16 protein-coding genes are annotated in these 17,090 nt (G+C 55.4%); 2 read left to right on the forward strand and 14 right to left on the reverse strand.

The annotated features are described in order from the left end of the window. From KQI65_17940 to KQI65_18000, 13 genes are all read right to left on the reverse strand, one after another. On the reverse strand, positions 1-2,542 hold a 2,542-nt coding region (locus tag KQI65_17940; GenBank protein MCB2206627.1), incomplete at its 3' end, for a hypothetical protein. 134 nt (positions 2,543-2,676) lie between these two features. After that, positions 2,677-2,907 (reverse strand): zinc ribbon domain-containing protein, encoded by a 231-nt coding sequence (locus KQI65_17945; GenBank protein ID MCB2206628.1) that lies wholly within the window; start codon positions 2,905-2,907, stop codon positions 2,677-2,679. Between the two features lie 212 nt (positions 2,908-3,119). Continuing rightward, positions 3,120-4,220, reverse strand: coding sequence for a sigma 54-interacting transcriptional regulator (locus KQI65_17950; GenBank protein MCB2206629.1), 1,101 nt, complete (start codon positions 4,218-4,220; stop codon positions 3,120-3,122). A 287-nt stretch (positions 4,221-4,507) separates the two neighbouring features. Then, positions 4,508-4,780 (reverse strand): hypothetical protein, encoded by a 273-nt coding sequence (locus tag KQI65_17955; GenBank protein MCB2206630.1) that lies wholly within the window; start codon positions 4,778-4,780, stop codon positions 4,508-4,510. Between the two features lie 38 nt (positions 4,781-4,818). Further along, on the reverse strand, positions 4,819-5,631 hold the full coding sequence (locus KQI65_17960) for a DUF1573 domain-containing protein (protein MCB2206631.1): 813 nt from the start codon (positions 5,629-5,631) through the stop codon (positions 4,819-4,821). Positions 5,632-5,719: 88 nt separating this feature from the next. Further along, a complete protein-coding gene (locus KQI65_17965) occupies positions 5,720-6,466 on the reverse strand; it encodes a DUF1573 domain-containing protein (protein MCB2206632.1) in 747 nt (248 codons plus the stop codon). A 214-nt stretch (positions 6,467-6,680) separates the two neighbouring features. Beyond that, entirely contained in the window at positions 6,681-7,235 is a 555-nt protein-coding gene (locus KQI65_17970) for a 2-oxoacid:acceptor oxidoreductase family protein (protein ID MCB2206633.1), read from the reverse strand. Continuing rightward, the gene (locus KQI65_17975; protein ID MCB2206634.1) at positions 7,228-8,016 is read right to left on the reverse strand and encodes a 2-oxoglutarate oxidoreductase; all 789 of its coding nucleotides are present in this window, start codon (positions 8,014-8,016) and stop codon (positions 7,228-7,230) included. The genes KQI65_17970 and KQI65_17975 overlap by 8 nt, the downstream gene beginning before the upstream one ends. Before the next feature lie 26 nt (positions 8,017-8,042). Further along, a complete protein-coding gene (locus KQI65_17980) occupies positions 8,043-9,110 on the reverse strand; it encodes a 3-methyl-2-oxobutanoate dehydrogenase subunit VorB (GenBank protein ID MCB2206635.1) in 1,068 nt (355 codons plus the stop codon). Positions 9,111-9,177: 67 nt separating this feature from the next. Further along, positions 9,178-9,483: a ferredoxin family protein gene (locus tag KQI65_17985; GenBank protein MCB2206636.1), complete on the reverse strand. Its 306-nt coding sequence runs from the start codon at positions 9,481-9,483 to the stop codon at positions 9,178-9,180. Positions 9,484-9,710: 227 nt separating this feature from the next. Next, a complete protein-coding gene (locus KQI65_17990) occupies positions 9,711-10,685 on the reverse strand; it encodes a deoxyhypusine synthase family protein (GenBank protein MCB2206637.1) in 975 nt (324 codons plus the stop codon). 77 nt (positions 10,686-10,762) lie between these two features. Further along, positions 10,763-11,224, reverse strand: coding sequence for a hypothetical protein (locus KQI65_17995; protein MCB2206638.1), 462 nt, complete (start codon positions 11,222-11,224; stop codon positions 10,763-10,765). Positions 11,225-11,231: 7 nt separating this feature from the next. Then, a complete protein-coding gene (locus KQI65_18000) occupies positions 11,232-12,233 on the reverse strand; it encodes an FAD-dependent oxidoreductase (GenBank protein MCB2206639.1) in 1,002 nt (333 codons plus the stop codon). Between the two features lie 223 nt (positions 12,234-12,456). On the opposite strand from KQI65_18000, the gene KQI65_18005 reads away from it, so the two are divergent. After that, positions 12,457-15,099, forward strand: a complete 2,643-nt coding sequence (locus KQI65_18005) for a carbohydrate binding family 9 domain-containing protein (GenBank protein ID MCB2206640.1) — start codon at positions 12,457-12,459, stop codon at positions 15,097-15,099. 65 nt (positions 15,100-15,164) lie between these two features. Here the strand turns inward: KQI65_18005 and KQI65_18010 are convergent, their stop codons facing one another. Beyond that, positions 15,165-15,506, reverse strand: a complete 342-nt coding sequence (locus tag KQI65_18010) for a hypothetical protein (GenBank protein ID MCB2206641.1) — start codon at positions 15,504-15,506, stop codon at positions 15,165-15,167. A gap of 147 nt (positions 15,507-15,653) precedes the next feature. Here KQI65_18010 and KQI65_18015 point away from each other — a divergent pair, with 147 nt between their 5' ends. Then, positions 15,654-17,024 carry an MFS transporter gene (locus KQI65_18015; GenBank protein ID MCB2206642.1) on the forward strand — a complete coding sequence of 457 codons (1,371 nt, stop codon included), beginning with the start codon at positions 15,654-15,656 and terminating at the stop codon, positions 17,022-17,024. Positions 17,025-17,090 lie beyond the last annotated feature (66 nt).

The raw sequence follows: 17,090 nt of genomic DNA on the forward strand, positions 1-17,090 counted from the left end.
TATCCTTTGCATACTCATGCGAGCCCGTGATCGGCTGCACAGTCGTATTCGCGATCAGCACATTCTCCACCGTCGGTGCGAGAATATCCACGTCGATCGCGCAATCAGTGGCGACCACTCCATAAATGGGTGCATTGTATGGATCGCGCACGTTCAGGATCTCAATGAGAAGATCCGTCTGCCCACAGTCCGCAACGGCGTCAAATTCAACGGAGAAGAGCGTTCCCGGACCGCTGACGCCGCCACTCGACTGGTTGAGCCGCGATGCATCGATGCGTACACGCTCGTAGGTCACGCCACCGATGATCTCGTCTGATAGTTTCTGCTTGTTAAAGAGTGTGGAGCTTCCGAGGAGGCTCCCCTCGGTGATGTCACCAAGATCCACACTCACGACTGTTGGATCGTATTTGAAGATCAATGAGTAGCCGAAGAGTGCATCAATGGGACCGTCGGAGTACACGAATGGAACGTCAACGGACGGATTTGCTACCGTGAGCTGTACGGGACAGGAGGCGATTGCGATACTCGGACTCGAGACGCTGCTACCCAGCCATGGACAGTAATCGACAAGTCCGTCACCCATCACGATAGTGCCAAGTCCTGCAGCTGGTGCGATGTTCAGCATGTCGGCGACAGATACGCTGCCACAGCTTGCGAGATCGACCTCCGTCGTTCCGAAGATGTCTATCGGTCCATCAGCATCATCCCACCAGTTCAGTTCCGCCATCACCTGCTGCGGCGTGGAATTAATAATACCCGCGTCGAGGTTCGCTCCGATATTATTGTAAGAGATCGTGACAGTGTTCGCGTAGCTGTTTTCTTCGAGCTTGATGGCGACAGCATCCGAGAACGTAAGATTGGGCGGTGTCGGGGGTATGGTGCCCACATTCGAGCTACTCAGCTGCGAAATAGTATTGTACAATACCAGCGCGTTCGGCGTGTTACCTTCGAGTCCGATGGCGTGTGCCCATTTGCCACTGAGATCGCTGATGTTGTTGTTCAGGATTTTCGCATTCGCAATCGTGCCTCCGCCCGTTCCACCAACTCCGAGGAGGATACCGTATACCCCTTTTCCTCCAGTGAGAGCAGGATTGGCGTCGATATCTGCTATGGTGTTCCCCTGCACGAGCAGATTCGTCAACGTATTAATAGAACTGCGCTGTGTCAGCCCGATAGCCGAAGTAGAGCCGCCTGTGGCGTTCCCGATCTGGCTGAAGCTGTTATCCTTGATCACCACGTCAGAGATGTTGTCGCGATCGAGCGCAACGTGTACAGCATGAACATTCCCGCCGACAGTATTCCCCACCTGCGTGACGATATTGTCCTGTATGGTCAGTCCGCCGTACGTCGAATTCACGGCATAATTCCCTGCCGCATTTGTCAGGGTGAAATTCTGAATCGTCACACCGGAAGCCTGGATCAGCGATAGCCCGTCCAGCACCGTAGCAGCCGCTCCCGCTTCTCCGAACAGTTTCACACCGACATCGAACGCCAGGTTTTCATCGTACGTCCCGGGTTTGGCATGAATGGCGTCCCCATTCTGTGCGACGACATCAATTTCTTTCTGGATGACGGAAGCGATTCTGCGGACGTTGATGAATGTATACGTTCCGGAGGGATACGAATACGGTCGTGGAGTAAATGCGGCTTCATCCTGCAGTGTGATCACGCCATTGACGAAGCTGTTGTTCTGCCACCAGGAGAGCCAATCCATACTTGCTTCGTCCACCGTCCCACGTGCCTTGATATACTCCGTGTGTTCTTCAAAAGTGTTCCCTGCAACGGTTGCGCCGCCAGTAGGATGCACATACCAGGGCACACCACCGGATCCACTGAACCCGATCGCGTACCAATCCGCGACCGAACCTCCGCCGGTGAATACGTTGTCTACAATTAGCTTCCCCGAAAGCGCTCCCGTATATCCACTCCCGTTGACGATGGCGACACAACCGCCATTGTCAAAATAATTTGCTTCGATGCGGTATTGCTGAATGTAGGAGACGTTGTTGACGTCATCGAACAGTTCATCGCCGATATACACGCAACCCCCATCAGACACGCTCATCATGCAGTGCTTGATTGTGAAGTCGTCCCCCACCACTTCGATGGTCTTGTTATTGCTCACTCCGGTTGGGATGTAATTGTCGAGGAGCTCCATCGCAATGATGGATACACCATCAGCATCCACGAAGATTCCGGAATACCCGAAACTGTTGGTTGCATTCGTCTTGATCGAAGCAGCAACCGCACCGTAGCTCGTGATATCATTCCCGCTTGCATCGACACCTTTGATGACGAGATCATCCTTGTCGATGAAGAGGCCGAACTGGTAAGACGCTGCCGCATAGCTTGGCGTCCGCCCGGTCGCGGTTTCGTCGTATGCCCCTGGGAACACCTTGATAATGTCACCCGCGCTGGCTGCATCGATGGCAGCCTGTATAGTAGTATATGTTTTTCCCGCGCCCACCTCGAGTTCCGCGGCCAACGCGGTGCTTCCTGCGAGCAGCAGAAATACACACACGATGAAGTAGATTCTCCTCATTTTTCATCTCCTTGATTGCAATTGAATAATCGTGCCTCTGCAGGTTCATAGCCTGCTTCAGTTTCCTCCTCGCTTTTGCTGAGAACGTGTATTGATTACTCTTCTGTGTTCGATACACCGACCTGAAGCTGATGTCAGCTCGGGCATGTCCGAGTTGCCCTTCCCCGCGATTTCTGTCTTGTTTTTATCACGGTTAATCCCCCACCGCACTGAGGACAGAATCTCGCTACCGGCGATTCGATCGGGGCATTGCATGACGTGCACGAATCAATAAGTTTCGTGCCGCATGCGATACAGTATTTGTCGGGGAAATGGATATGGACGAAATGTCCGCACAGCGGACATAGTTTGTAGTGATCCACCATAAGCTCTGATCCAGGCCTGAAAACATGGGGTTGTGTTCAGGTGTCTTCTTGCAAGAAGTGCGCCAGATCTGCTACGAAGAATCCGGGCTGGAATCGGCAATTCCTGCCGGAAACGAAACAACCCCGGTTTCGAAAAACGAAACCGGGGTTGTTTCTGCATGCAGTCGTGGATGATGAATCCTGGAGAGCAGTTCTGTGCTCAGTGTATCATGTCATATTTCCTGAAGTTTCCGCAGGGCTTTTCTGAATCCCTGCTCACTCATGCCAGCAATCTGTGCGGCAGTAGGGACATGACGTCCGGCACGCCGCATCACATCGGCAAAATACACGGTGCGCAATTCCTCCAGTATCCTGTCAAAGCTGGGCAGCGTCTTCCTGCCCTGGACATATCGACGCAAATCATCTGCCCCGGCGTGGGAACCTCCATAGGGCTGCAACGAGCCTGGTGCTATCACTCCGTCCTCAGCAAAGGGAATCTCCGCCTTAATCATGTTCTCGAGTTCCCTGACGTTGCCCGGCCATGAATATTGCATCATGTCATTGAGTGCTGAATCGCATAGCGTGAAGGAGGCGCCGAGTCCGTATTTCTCAATGAAGTGTTTCGCAAGCACTTCGATATCTTCTATTCGTTCCCGAAGTGGAGGGATCTTGACTGAAAGCCCCTTGATCCTGTAATAGAAATCCTCCCGCAATGAACCATCACGAACGAGATCGTCCAGATCGTCGTTGCTGGCGAAAATCAGCCGAACGTCGCAGCATCTCTCACGATGTCTTGGATCCTCTCCCACTCTGAGACAGCTTTTATACTGCATGAAATAGAGCAGCTTCAGTTGGATATCCTCGCTCAGGCTGGAGATCTCCGGAATGTACACCGTACCGTGATGCGCGACTTCGAATTTGCCCGGTTTTGCCACTTCGGCCCCCGAGAACGCACCACGCTCATGCCCGAACAACTCGGATTCCAGGAGGGTAGGATTCAAGCTTCTCAATGGAATTGGGAGAAACGGGTTGTCGCTCCGCCCACTCCGTCTGTGTATTTCAGCGGCAATCAGGTCCTTCCCCACCCCGGTTTCGCCCAGCAGCAATACATCGAAATCAAACTGCGCGATGCGAGCGATCTCGTAATTCAGTCGCTGCATGCGTCCCGAGCGAAAAATGAATTCGCGACTGTTCCCACCGGTACGTTTATCACATGAGATGTTTAGATCAGCTCTTTGTCCTTCGACCCCTTCGCCTGAATCACACGAGGGTGTTGCCGCGGTCAGCGTGCCCTTGTCGCGAACGCTGAAGCGGCGCACATCCATTGTTTCCATGCATACGCCTCTGTCGTGATATATGTGACACGAACAGTCTCGGAGTTCGACCATTCGAATACGCTGTCGGCGGCAAATCTCGAACAACGAGACAGTGCATCAGCAACAATGTGGCAGATACATTGCCGCCGTATTTACTATAAGTGGAGAGGCAGGCCGTAATATACATTATTGGCGGATGCAAAGCAAGCGGAATCAGCGAATGATATCGCAATCTGAATAAAAAAATACGCGCAGGCACATAATGCGCTGCGCGTATCCGGTTCTGTCGCCGGTTCAGATCAGGCTTACTCGCCCTTATCCTGTTCCGGTTCGTCGTTAAAGCTGGAGAGAATACCGTCCATCACGGTCTTGTCCGATTTGAGGGATTCGAGTTTGCGGGCAAGCATTTCGGCGTGGCCGCGTTCCATTTCCGCCATCTCGAGAAGGAAGTCGCGCACTTCGGCAGCCTGAGCAAGATTCGCTGCCTCGGTGTAAAACTGCCTGGCGTCGTTTTCCTTGTCGATGGCGTCCTGCAGGATGTCCTCGAGTGATGAGTATTCGGGAATGACCCTCTTCATGCGGTCTCCAGCTTTCGTGGATAGGTGATTATCTGACGTTAGTCGGTTTTGAGCACGCGGCTCTGATTCTCGGTCTGACGCAGCGTGGCTTTCTCGCGCTCACGGATAATACCCCAGACCTGGATGATGCCTTCATTCTTGTTGGTCTTCAGGCGAACGGCACCGTTGATCTGTCCCTTGAACACGGGAATCATGGAAACCGTGATCTGCCGTGATTCACCCGGCTTGATCTTCATGCTGGTCGGTTCCACGGTGGCACCGCGAAGCGGCATGGCAACCGTGCGTCCGTCACCGGCCGTGTCAGCATACGTAGTCATGTTGATGGAAATGCTTTCGAAATTGAGGTCATCCTCAGATACGTTCTTGATCTCGACGCTTCCCGTGGCCTTGTCGCCGACGTGGAAGTTCTGCAGCTGAATGTACTGCGGATGGATTTCAAAATCCGTCTTGATCTTCGCGGAAAAACGGATGATGGAATACGGCTTGTCGTCACCCTTCAGATACACACTCACGGTCTTGGTCACCTTGCCGCGGCTTCCGCGGGGAGGAGTGAACTTGACCTGGATCTCGGCCTTGCCGCCGGGAGGAATGACTTTTTCGGAAAGCACGGCGGCGGTGCAGCCGCAACTGGCGCGTGCGCGCTCGATTTCAATCGTTTCCCCGCAGTTATTCACGTAAATAAACGTGTGTTCTACCGAATTATTTGGATCGATTTCGCCAAAGTAATAATCCGAAGTCCCTTCGAGCTTCAGGCACTGGTCCTGCGCAGGTGTGTTCGTCTGCGAGAAAGCGAACGGTGCCGCGACAAGCACGAGCAATACCGCCGCCATAAGCGTCTTCATGATGTTCATTCTATCTACCTCCGATGATTTGAATAATCAATGAAAAATAACAATTCGACCTTTTACGAGCAACGCTCGAACGCCAGACATGCTGACGCTATGGCGCCCGGGTCCGAAGCACCACACCGGTGACGGGCACACGGAGTTCGGCATTCGGAATGGGGATGCGTATGCTTCCGTTGATCTGCCCCTTTTCACCGGGGATCATCGTGAGAGTGACGATGGTCGAATCGCCCGCGCGGACCTCCTCAGCTTCCTTCTCGAGATGGAACGCTGTAAACGGCCGGGTCTGAACATTCGCGACACGATAGGTATTGCCCTCAGACGTGTCGACATATGCCAGCATCGAGGCGGTAATGTCCCGCAGCGGAACATCATGATCAGTGTTGGATATCAATACGAGTTGCATCTGCACCGTATCGCCGATCACCGTAGAAAATCGCAGCACGCCAGGTTCATAGATGACGTCTCCGATGACGCGCGCATGAATACGCAGGGTCGCGGCATGCTTCGGACTCCCCTCCTCGAGCGTACTGATGGCGATGGACTTGGTCATCGGCCCCATCATACCCGGCGAGGCGTGAAAACGCACACCGATGACGGTGCTTCCGCCCGGTTCGAGCTCGGAATGCTCGAGAATTGTGGCGGTGCAGCCGCACGACGGCTTCGGTTCGGCGAGATGCACGGTGGTAGCACCATCATTGTATACCCGGAATTCCATGTTCCGCGTCTCGAGGGGACGCAAATCGCCGAAATCCTTTTCCAGTGCGTCAAAACGCAGCTGCGCCTGGGCGGCGAAGCTGGAAAAGAAAAGCAGTACTGGAAAAATTATTGAAGATTTCATACCGGGTAAACACATGAAAGGGCGTCAAGTTACCGCTTTGTAACTGTACGATTTACACAGAATACCACGTAGAAAGTTCCCGCGCAATGAAATATCCTTGCCGCCCTGCTCCCCCGCCGGTCCTGCCGAACACACGGTCAAAGGCAATACGCTCCCGCACATTCGTACGGGAGCGCATGGCATGGAAACGAATTATCCGAAAAACCGGCAGCGGTCAGGCGACAGGAACGGAAGCTGTGGCAAGTTCCTGTCCACGCTGCAGTGCCTGCTCGTTGAGAGGAATCAGGTGATGATGCCGCTCGGGCAGCACCTGCTTGAGCGCCTTGAGCACGGTCTCGATTTTTACGGTCTCACGCTTGGCGAGAAACGCGCCCAGCACGATCATGTTCATGATCTTTGTATTCTTGAGCTTGACGGCTTCCTCGCTTGCGGGAATCGGTACGATATCGATATCGCTGCGCTTCGGCGGGTCGATGATGTTCGTACTGTCATAGATCAGCGTGCCGCCCGGTTTGACCGCTTCCTCGAACTTGTCGAGAGAAGGCTGGTTCAGAGCCACGACCGTATCGAATTTCCCGATGATGGGTGAACTGATTTCATCAGAACTGACCGTGACGATGCAGTTCGCCGTACCGCCACGCATTTCAGGACCATATGACGGCATCCAGCACACTTCGCGCTCTTCGATCATTCCGGAGTACGCGAGAACCTGTCCCATCGACAGCACGCCCTGGCCGCCGAATCCGGCAAAAATGACTTCCTCAACCATTCTCTAACTCCTCCTTTGACGGTACTTTCATATCACCGAGCGGATAGTACGGCAGCATGTTCTCTTCGAGCCATTTGTTCGACTCGACAGGTTTCATGCCCCAGTTTGTCGGACAGTTGGAGACGATCTCCACGAAGCAGGTGCCTTTTTTCAGGGCCTGCCATTTCAATCCGTTGAGCAGCGCTTTCTTGGCCTTGCGTACGTTGGCGGGGGTATTGACCGCCTGACGGGTGACGTAAAAGGCACCCGGCAGCTGCGCGAGCAGCTCGGTAATTTTCAGCGGATTGCCCATGAACGGCACTTCGCGTCCGTACGGTGTCGTCGAGGTCTTCTGCGAGACCAGCGTCGTGGGCGCCATCTGTCCACCGGTCATACCGTAAATGGCGTTGTTGATGAACACGATCAGCACGTTTTCTCCGCGGTTGACCGTGTGTACGGTTTCACCTGTGCCGATGGCGGCAAGATCGCCGTCACCCTGATACGTGAAAACGTACTTGTCCGGATAGCAGCGCTTGATGCCCGTTGCCACGGCTGTTGCGCGACCATGGGCTGCTTCCTGCATGTCCACATTCATATAATGATAGGCGAACACCGAGCAACCCACGGGTGCGACACCGATGGTCTGCTCCTGGATGCCGAGTTCCTCGACCGCTTCCATGAGGATGCGATGCGCGACGCCGTGTCCGCAGCCCGGACAATAGTGCATTCGCGTGTCGAGCAGCGCGGCGGGACGTTCGCAGATGATATTCATCTCATCGTAGTGATGTTCGATTTCCTGCATGTTGTTTTCCATCTATGCCACGCTCCTTATAACTTCGAATACATCGTTTTGATGACGTCCACCACCTCTTCCGGGGAAGGAATGATGCCGCCCATGCGACCGTAATGTCCGACCGGACAGCGGCCGTTGACGGCGAGACGCACGTCTTCAACCATCTGGCCCGCATTCAGCTCGAGCGAGAGGAAGCCCTTGACATGATCCGCTGCACGGGAAACGGCCTCGTACGGATACGGCCACAGGGTGATCGGTCGAATCAAGCCGACTTTGATGCCCGCCACGCGCAGCTGTTCCATGACCTTGCGGCCGATACGCGCGGAGAGTCCGTAGGCGACGATGATGAAATCGGCATCCTCGGTGTTGATTTCCTGCACACGCGTTTCCGCTTCCTCGATCTTGCGGTATTTCGCCTGCAGCTGCAGATTGACCTGCTCCATCTCTTCCGGCTTGATGAACAGCGAGGTGATGATGTTGCGGTCACGGTCTTTCGTCTTGCCCGTGGTCGCCCATTCCGGTGAAGTATGTGCATTGCGGTCGACCTGCTTACGCAGTTCGACTTTCTCCATCATCTGTCCCAACGCACCGTCGGCAAGAATCAGAACGGGATTGCGGTACTTGTCCGCCAGCTCCCAGCCTTCCTGCACGAAGTCGGCCATTTCCTGAACGGTGGCCGGTGCAAGCACGATGAGACGGTAGTCACCATGGCCGCCACCTTTGACGGACTGAAAATAATCGCCCTGCGAGGGCTGAATGGTGCCGAGTCCGGGACCGCCGCGGTTGATGTTCACAAGCAGACACGGAAGCTCCGCACCCGCGATGTAGGAAATGCCCTCCTGCATCAGGCTGATGCCGGGAGAGGAAGACGATGTCATGACACGCGCGCCGGCGCCGGCTGCACCGTACACCATGTTGATGGAAGCAACTTCGCTCTCGGCCTGCAGAATCGTGCAGCCCGTGCGATTGTAAGCTTCGCGCGTGAGATATTCGAGTACTTCGGATTGCGGGGTAATCGGATACCCGAAATAGGCATCCATTCCGGCACGAATCGCTGCTTCAGCCAGCGCTTCGTTCCCTTTCATGAGTCGTAATTCACCCATACGGTAAACTCCTTTGGTCGGATATGCTCAAATTCGGAAAACTTCGGTTGTAAGAGACGGGACGCTGTCAGTTGGCCTGATCTTCGACACCGACCTGAATGGTCAGATCACCGGTTACATTACGCAACTCGGCGACCGGCGTCTTCTTGCCAGAACGATCTTCGCGGTATACCGTGATGACGGCATCCGGACAGACCAGCGAGCAGCTCTTGCAGCCATTACACACATCTTCGACCAGTACTGCGTAGTGATATCCCTGTTTGTTGATTTCGTTTGAAAGTGTGAGTGCATCCTGCGGACAGGCGACGACACAGAGTTCGCATCCCTTGCATTTCTCTATATCGATTTTGACGTCACCGCGGATTTTAGCCATACCAGACACTCCTGAATTATTATTGCTTACGGTGTTATCATGATAGTCCCGGCCGCTCGGGCGCGCCGGGATGAAAAGATTTGACGTTTGGGGCGGGTTACAGCGGCGGGGGCCATAGGTGCTTTATTATTCATCACTTCAGGTGCATGTTCCCGTCTCATTGAGCGGTACGGGAATAAAGACAAATGTACTCGAATTCCCGGTAGGAAACAAGACAGATTTGCCCGCTACCAACCGAGCAACCAGGCAAAAATCAGGGGTGCGACAATGGTCGCATCGCTTTCAATAATGTATTTCGGCGTATCGGTACCGAGCTTTCCCCAGGTGATTTTTTCATTCGGTACCGCACCGGAATAGGAGCCGTAACTGGTCGTGCTGTCGCTGATCTGGCAGAAATATGCCCAGAGCGGAACATTGGTGCGACGCAGGTCCTGGTGCAGCATGGGCACGACGCAAATCGGGAAATCACCGGCAATGCCGCCGCCGATCTGGAAGAAACCGAGGGGACGCTCCGCGGTGAAGGCGGTGTACCATTCCGCCAGCTGCATCATGTATTCGATGCCGCTGCGTACGGTATGCACATTCTTCACGTCTCCGGTGATGCAGTGGCCGGCGTAGATATTCCCCAGCGTGCTGTCTTCCCAGCCCGGGACGAAAATGGGGAGATCCTTCTCGGCAGCCGCCACCAGCCAGCTGTCTTTCGGGTCGATCATGTAATGCTCGGTAAGCCGACCCTCGCGAATAAGCCGGTACATGAATTCATGGGGAAACAGCGACTCCCCTTTCGCGTCCATTTCCTGCCAGAGGTCGAGAACCTTGAACTCGATGCGGCGCATCGCCTCCTCTTCGGGAATACAGGTGTCCGTGACCCGGTTCATGTGCTTTGATAGCAGTTCCTCTTCCATCTGCGGCGTCAGATCGCGGTAATGCGGTACACGCTCGTAATAGTCATGCGCGACGAGATTGAAAATGTCCTCTTCCAGATTCGCCCCGGTGCAGGTGATGGCGTGGACTTTGTCCTGCCGGATCATCTCGGCAAGGGACAGTCCGAGTTCGGCGGTACTCATCGCACCGGCAAGCGTCATGAACATGCCGCCGCCGCTGTCAAGCAGCTTCTTATACCCCTGTGCTGCATCCATCATGGCCGCGGCGTTGAAGTGACGATAGTGGTGTTCGAGAAATTCGGTAATGGGCTTGCTCATGGTATATCGTCCCTTGTACGGTGGAAAGTGCGTGGTACGGTGGAAAGTGCGTGGTACGGTGGAAAGTGCGTGAATGCTTATTCCGCGGCAAATACGCGGAGGAGACTGAATAGTAAGACAATGGATCGGAAACTCCATGCATAGACCCGTATCCAGTTGCCGAAAAGCAGACGCCTGTAGGCGCGTGCCTCAAATTCTTTCGCCAGCCGGCGATTCTGCGGAAAATGCACAAAAACACTGATGAGCCAGATGAGCAGCAGCAACCCCGCGCCGAGCGTCAGTGCATCACCCTGCAGCCAGGGATTCGGACGCAGCAGCCCGTAGATCACGCTGACACCTTCAAGCAGCATCACCGGCGCGACGACGAAGATGGTCAGTACCAGATGCGTCTCGAGATAGCGCGAGAAGCGGCCCTTGCCGACCTTGCGCATCAGTGGATAATGCACGATCTGCACAAACCAGATGATACCGGTCATGGAAAACGTGCACAGAAGCTGAAGGATGTACATCACGGCATCGATTTTCGAACTGTCTGGCATGGGTACCTCAGGCAAGCTGACGCATGATGAGTCGCGCGGCTTCCATCCCGGAGCGCGCAGCTCCTTCCACGCCGTTGAGACCGAACGCATCCCCGGCAATCGCAAGTGGGGGATCGGAAAACAGTTGCAGCGCAGGCTTTGGATGCGGCGCCAGCACCTGGCTGTAGCGCCAGCGATGCAGCTGGTATGCGCGGATGCCAACCCGCAGGATCAGCTGCGCCTCGTCAAGGATACGCCGCGCGACCGATTCGTCGTCGTCATCGAGATGCTCGGCGCTGAAGGAACCGGAGGCATGAATGGTCATGGCATGAACATCACCCGAAATTCCCTTGCGGCTGTTGTCCATTATGCGACGAAGATTGCCACGCTCAAATTCCAGCACCCCGTTCTCAGGGAGATCCGGCGCATCTTCACAGATGGCGAGTACGGCGATACAAGGCTCATACGTAAGCTGTTCGAGCAAGGAGCGCGTCTCTGCCTCGACCTGCAGCTGCGAGGCGTCGAGCAGATCCATCACCTGCGGAACCGGCGGAGTGAGGATGCAGCTCTCGGCGGTGATGGACGCGCCGTCTTCCGACTCGGCTGCCCAGTGGTCGGCGTGCTGCTGCAGGCGCACGATGCGTGTTGCGGTACGCACGTCCATTCCCTCTGCAATATGTTTGGGGATTGAGGTCATCGCGGGATGCCCGCAATAGCGTGCGGAGGAAAGGAAGCGCGGATCCATCTCATATGATCGAACGCGGAACCACTCCCGCGCGATGCCGTCGTCGAGCCATTCCGCAATGCGCGCCTGAAACCAGGCGCTCGAAGGAGCGAAGTACTGCGTCCCATGATCAAAGACGCCGCCTTCGAAACGCCGCGTTGCCATGCGTCCCCCGACGCCTCTTCCCTTATCGACGGCGATGACATGCACACCCTGGCGCTGCAGTTCCCGTGCCGCCATCAGTCCGGCAATGCCCGCACCCACAACGAGGCAGGATGTGTCTCGCGATTGTGTTTGTTCTCTCATCAACAATATCCGCGTTGCACAGCTGTGGGAATATGTTAGTGAATCCGCACGTCGTGAGCAACCCATCCCATCAGTGAAATTTTTCCTCCGTTACATGGAATACGGGTGGCAATCACTTATATTTCAGCAAAGCATTCATGAGGATACCCTCTTCTTCGTTCCTGGTGTAATGAAAATCACTCTATGTCCAAAAGGGGATGGCTGCGCAAGTTCGTGAGTATGTATGCTGCGTAATTCCCTCATCACATTCACTTTTAAGAGCCTCATGGCGGGAGTGCTGTTACTGTCGCCGGCGTCGTTGCGCGCGCAGTCTGCAGCCCCGGGCAGCGACAGGTCCGTTTCGGCCTACGAGATAAAAGGGACCGATCCGCTCATTGACGGGAAACTGGATGAGGATTGCTGGCGCAGCGCACCACGCACCAGTGGCTTCCATCAGCGTGAACCCGTCGAGGGGAAGCCTGCCACACTGCGCACCGAGGTCATGTTCTGCTACGACGACCGCGCACTGTACATCGGCGCCATCATGTATGTCGACGATCCCGCAGAAATACAGTCCACCCTCAGCCGCCGCGACAACACCGGGAACTCTGCACGCATCATTATCTCCCTCGATACCTACCGTGATCGCCGCACGGCCTACACCTATGGCGTCACGGCGGACGGAGTGCGCTTCGAGTACTATCACGCGGAGGACGATGAGTTCAGCCGCGACTATTCGTATGACCCGGTGTGGGAAGCTCGTGTGCAGCGCGGGGAGAAGGCATGGACGGCGGAATTGCGCATTCCGTTCTCACAGCTGCGCTTCAATGAGCGGGATGTACAGATCTGGGGACTGAACATGAACCGCTATGTCCCTTCGCGCAATGAGGACGATTACTGGGTGCTGGTGCCGAAAAATGTCAGCGGCTGGTCCTCACGCTTTGGTACGCTCGAAGGTATCCGGGGTATTACCCCCAGTTCCCGCATCGAATTGACGCCCTATGCTGTGGCGGACCTCACACTCCGGCGCGCTGAAGTACCGGGCAACCCCTACGACAAATCAACGATGTGGCATGCCGCAACGGGTATGGATGTGAAGATGGGGCTCGGTCCCAATCTTACGCTCGATGCAACCATCAATCCCGATTTCGGTCAGGTGGAAGCCGATCCGGCGGATGTCAATCTTTCCGCCTACGAAACCTATTACAGCGAGCGGCGTCCGTTCTTCATCGAGGGAAATCAGCTCCTGCGCGGTGAAGGACCCGATTATTTCTATTCCAGGCGTATCGGTGCCCCCGCGCATCTCACTCCCCGTGCGCAGTATCACGAAACGCCGACAAATTCCACCATCCTCGGGGCCGGGAAAATCAGCGGCCGACTGGCGAATGGTCTCTCCTTCGGCGCCCTGACCGCGGTGACCGAGCGCGAGTTTGTTGAGACCTATGATCCTTCTACGGGACGCTATGGCAGCGAGGAGGTCGATCCCCTCTCCGGTTTCGGCGTCGTGCGTCTGCAGCAGGAGTTCGGTCCCGACGCATCCACGGTCGGCATTGCTCTCACCGGGGTCGAACGCGACCTGACCTCCCCCGCCGCTGAAGCGCTCCTCGCCCGCCAGGCCGTGACAGGCGGCGCCGACTGGAAACTCCGCTTCGATCATGGCGGATTCGAGATCGGGGGACATGCGGGGTTCAGCCATCTGCGCGGGTCCGAAGCGGCAATGCTGCGCGTACAGCAAAGCAGCGCGCATTATTTCCAGCGCCCGGACGCAGATCATATCTCCCTCGATACCGCGACCTCGCTGTCGGGATACTCGCTCGGGCTCAGTGTGGAAAAGAACAGTGGTGAGCACTGGCTGTGGGAACTCGGCGGCAGTGCCGAATCCCCCGGCTTCGAGATCAATGATGTGGGACGTCTGCAGGCAGCCGACGATATCGACAGCTGGATGGAAGTGACCTATCGCGAGAACATGCCGAGTGCCCTGCTGCATAATTACAGGTTCGTGTTCACCGGATCGCGGGGATGGAATTTCGGCGGGATAAACCAGTACACCAATCTTGGTCTCAGTGCTGAAGCCACACTCAAGAATTTCTGGAATGCCGCGCTGTATTTCGATTACGGCCTCCGCGCGCTGAGCGACTACCTGACACGGGGTGGACCGCTGATGGAAACCGGCGCGGGTTGGAATGTCGGCTTCAGTCTCAACAACAACTTTGCCGATGATTTCCGCTGGCAGGGATACGCATCGTACTTCTTCGATGAGTTCGATTCGTGGGGATATGACATCGGGGGATGGATCGGACTGCGTACGAGCGGCCGACTGGAAATGACTGTCACACCGGGATACAACCGCAGCGTCAGCACCCGGCAGTTCGTGGGCATTTTCGACAATGGTCCCGCCGCTACCTACGGATCGCGCTATGTCTTTTCCACCATCGACCGTGCAACCCTATACGCGCGCTTCCGCATCAACTACGCCTTCACCCCGGACCTCACACTCGAAGTGTACGCCGAACCTTTCGCCGCATCCGGCAAGTATCTCAGCTTCGGTGAACTGCCGGCCGCCCGCAGCGCGGACCTCGATGTGTACGGCAGCGAAGGCAGCAGCATCCAGAAGGACGAGACCATTGGTTTATACACGGTGACGGATGCACGCGGAAGCTTCGCGTTTCCCGATCCGGATTTCAACGTGCTCTCCTTCCGCAGTAACATAGTGCTTCGATGGGAGTGGATGCGCGGAAGCACGCTCTTCTTTGTCTGGCAGCAGGACCGCTACAACTACGATCGTAAAGGGAACATCATCTCGCCGGTCGACCTGTTCCAGTCATTCGATACCCCGGGTGCGAATTTCATCGCCGTCAAACTCACCTACTGGCTCCCCCTTACCTGAATCGCTTTCCTCCACGTAAAAAAAAGGACATGCAACGCATGCCCTTCGACTGCAAAAGAGCAATGTCATTGCTCTTCTGATAATATCTGCATTTCAGGCGGATCGGTATTGACGATTACTACGGTGTAATTCATGTTGTTCTTCACCTCGAAACGCGCTTCGGGTTCCGCATTTGACGATTGTACCGAGGCGGTCGCCGTCCACCACCCATCCTGCACGGTCATGAAGCCGCTTTCACTCCCACCGGCTATGTCATTCATATTAATGGTGTTTCCCGCATCCGGCTTGAGTTGTACGTTGACCTTGACATCGAGATCATTGCGCACGCGCAGACTGGGATCGTCGTCTGAACACGCAGTGAGAAGAGTGAAGGCGATGAGAACAGTCAACAGGGAATACAGTTTCATACAGTGCTCCTTCTGATTTTGGTTCTGTCCGATGATAGAATCTCCGCAGGTAAAATGCAATGCAAAGCGCGATTCCGTATATTGCCATGTTGCTGTGTACTACAGCGCGCAAAGCCTCATTCCCCCCAACTGTACTCAGGGTTGTTCATGCAGGAAGAAAAGGCAGAAGTAAAAGCCGGCATCCTTCGCGAACTCATTGATCCATTCATCCACATCGCACGTGCACCCCGCGCTCTGTGGGGCATCAATATCACCTACCTTCTCGAAGGGATGTGCTATTTCGGCATTATCGCCCTGCTCGCGATTTATTTCAATGAGAATGTCGGGCTCTCCGACGTTCAGGCGGGCTGGATAGTCGGCGCCTTCACGGGCGGGATCACGCTCGCAATGTTCTTTTTCGGTGAGCTGGCAGACCGCTGGGGCGTGCGTATCACGCTCGCACTGTCATTGCTGCTGATGTTCTTCGGCCGCATACTGCTCTCCGGAGCTGGAATATTCGGCGGTGCGGGCATGTGGTCACCCGTGTTCCTGTCATCCGTTGCCGGGCTCCTCCTCGTCGTCCTGGGCTACGGAATGTATCAGCCGGCCGCGTATACCGGTGTGCGACAGTTCACCACGAAGAAAACCGCTGCCATGGGGTATGCTGCGCTCTACGCACTCATGAATCTTGGCGGCTTTCTTCCCGGACTCCTTTCCCCTCCCGTTCGTAACACCTTCGGCATCACGGGCATCTTCTGGGTCTACACTGCACTCACTGCCGTGAGCACCATTCTCATCATCTTCATCCTCTCGAAAAAAACCGTGGAACGGGCCCTGCGCGCCGCACGGCTCGAGAACACGGGTTCTGAAGAAGAGGTCGTGAAGGAAAAGAAGCCATTCAACCTCCGCACGTGGATTCGCGAGCATCCGCTGCGCGATGTGAAATTCAGCTTCTTCATTTTCATCCTGATCCCGGTGCAGACCCTGTTCGCACATCAGTGGCTTACCCTTCCGCAATACGTCGACCGCGCCTTCCCCGGTTTTGTCAGCAACAACATGGAATTTTTTGTCAATCTCAATCCCCTGCTGATTTTCGTGCTCACACCCATCGCGGCAGCGCTGACCAGCAAGGTGGATGTCTATAAGATGATGATCATCGGTACGTTGGTCATGGCACTGCCGACGTTCTTCCTCGCCATCGGTCCGAATGTCGTTCTGCTTTTCGCATACATCATCCTGATGTCCGTCGGTGAAGCCATGTGGCAGCCCCGTTTTCTGCAGCTCGCCGCCGAGATGGCGCCAGAGGGCAAGACAGGGCAGTACATGGGTATCGCACAGTTCCCCTGGTTTCTGACCAAGGTTGTCACCAGCCTCTATTCGGGCTACATGCTCTCCCAGTACGTCCCAGCCGAAGGACACCAGAACACCGAAATGCTCTGGCTTATCTACGGCCTCGTCGCCATGATCACACCTGTCGTCCTCTTCCTCGCCCGCAACTGGATGGGCGGCAAACTCAAAACCACCGCAGTAGGTGGATAGATTGCAGATTGGCAGATTTCAAATTGCAGATTTCAAATTGCAGATTTCAAATTGCAGATTTCAAAT

Source organism: bacterium (assembly GCA_020444325.1).
Classification (GTDB): domain Bacteria; phylum Bacteroidota; class Ignavibacteria; order SZUA-365; family SZUA-365; genus BM516.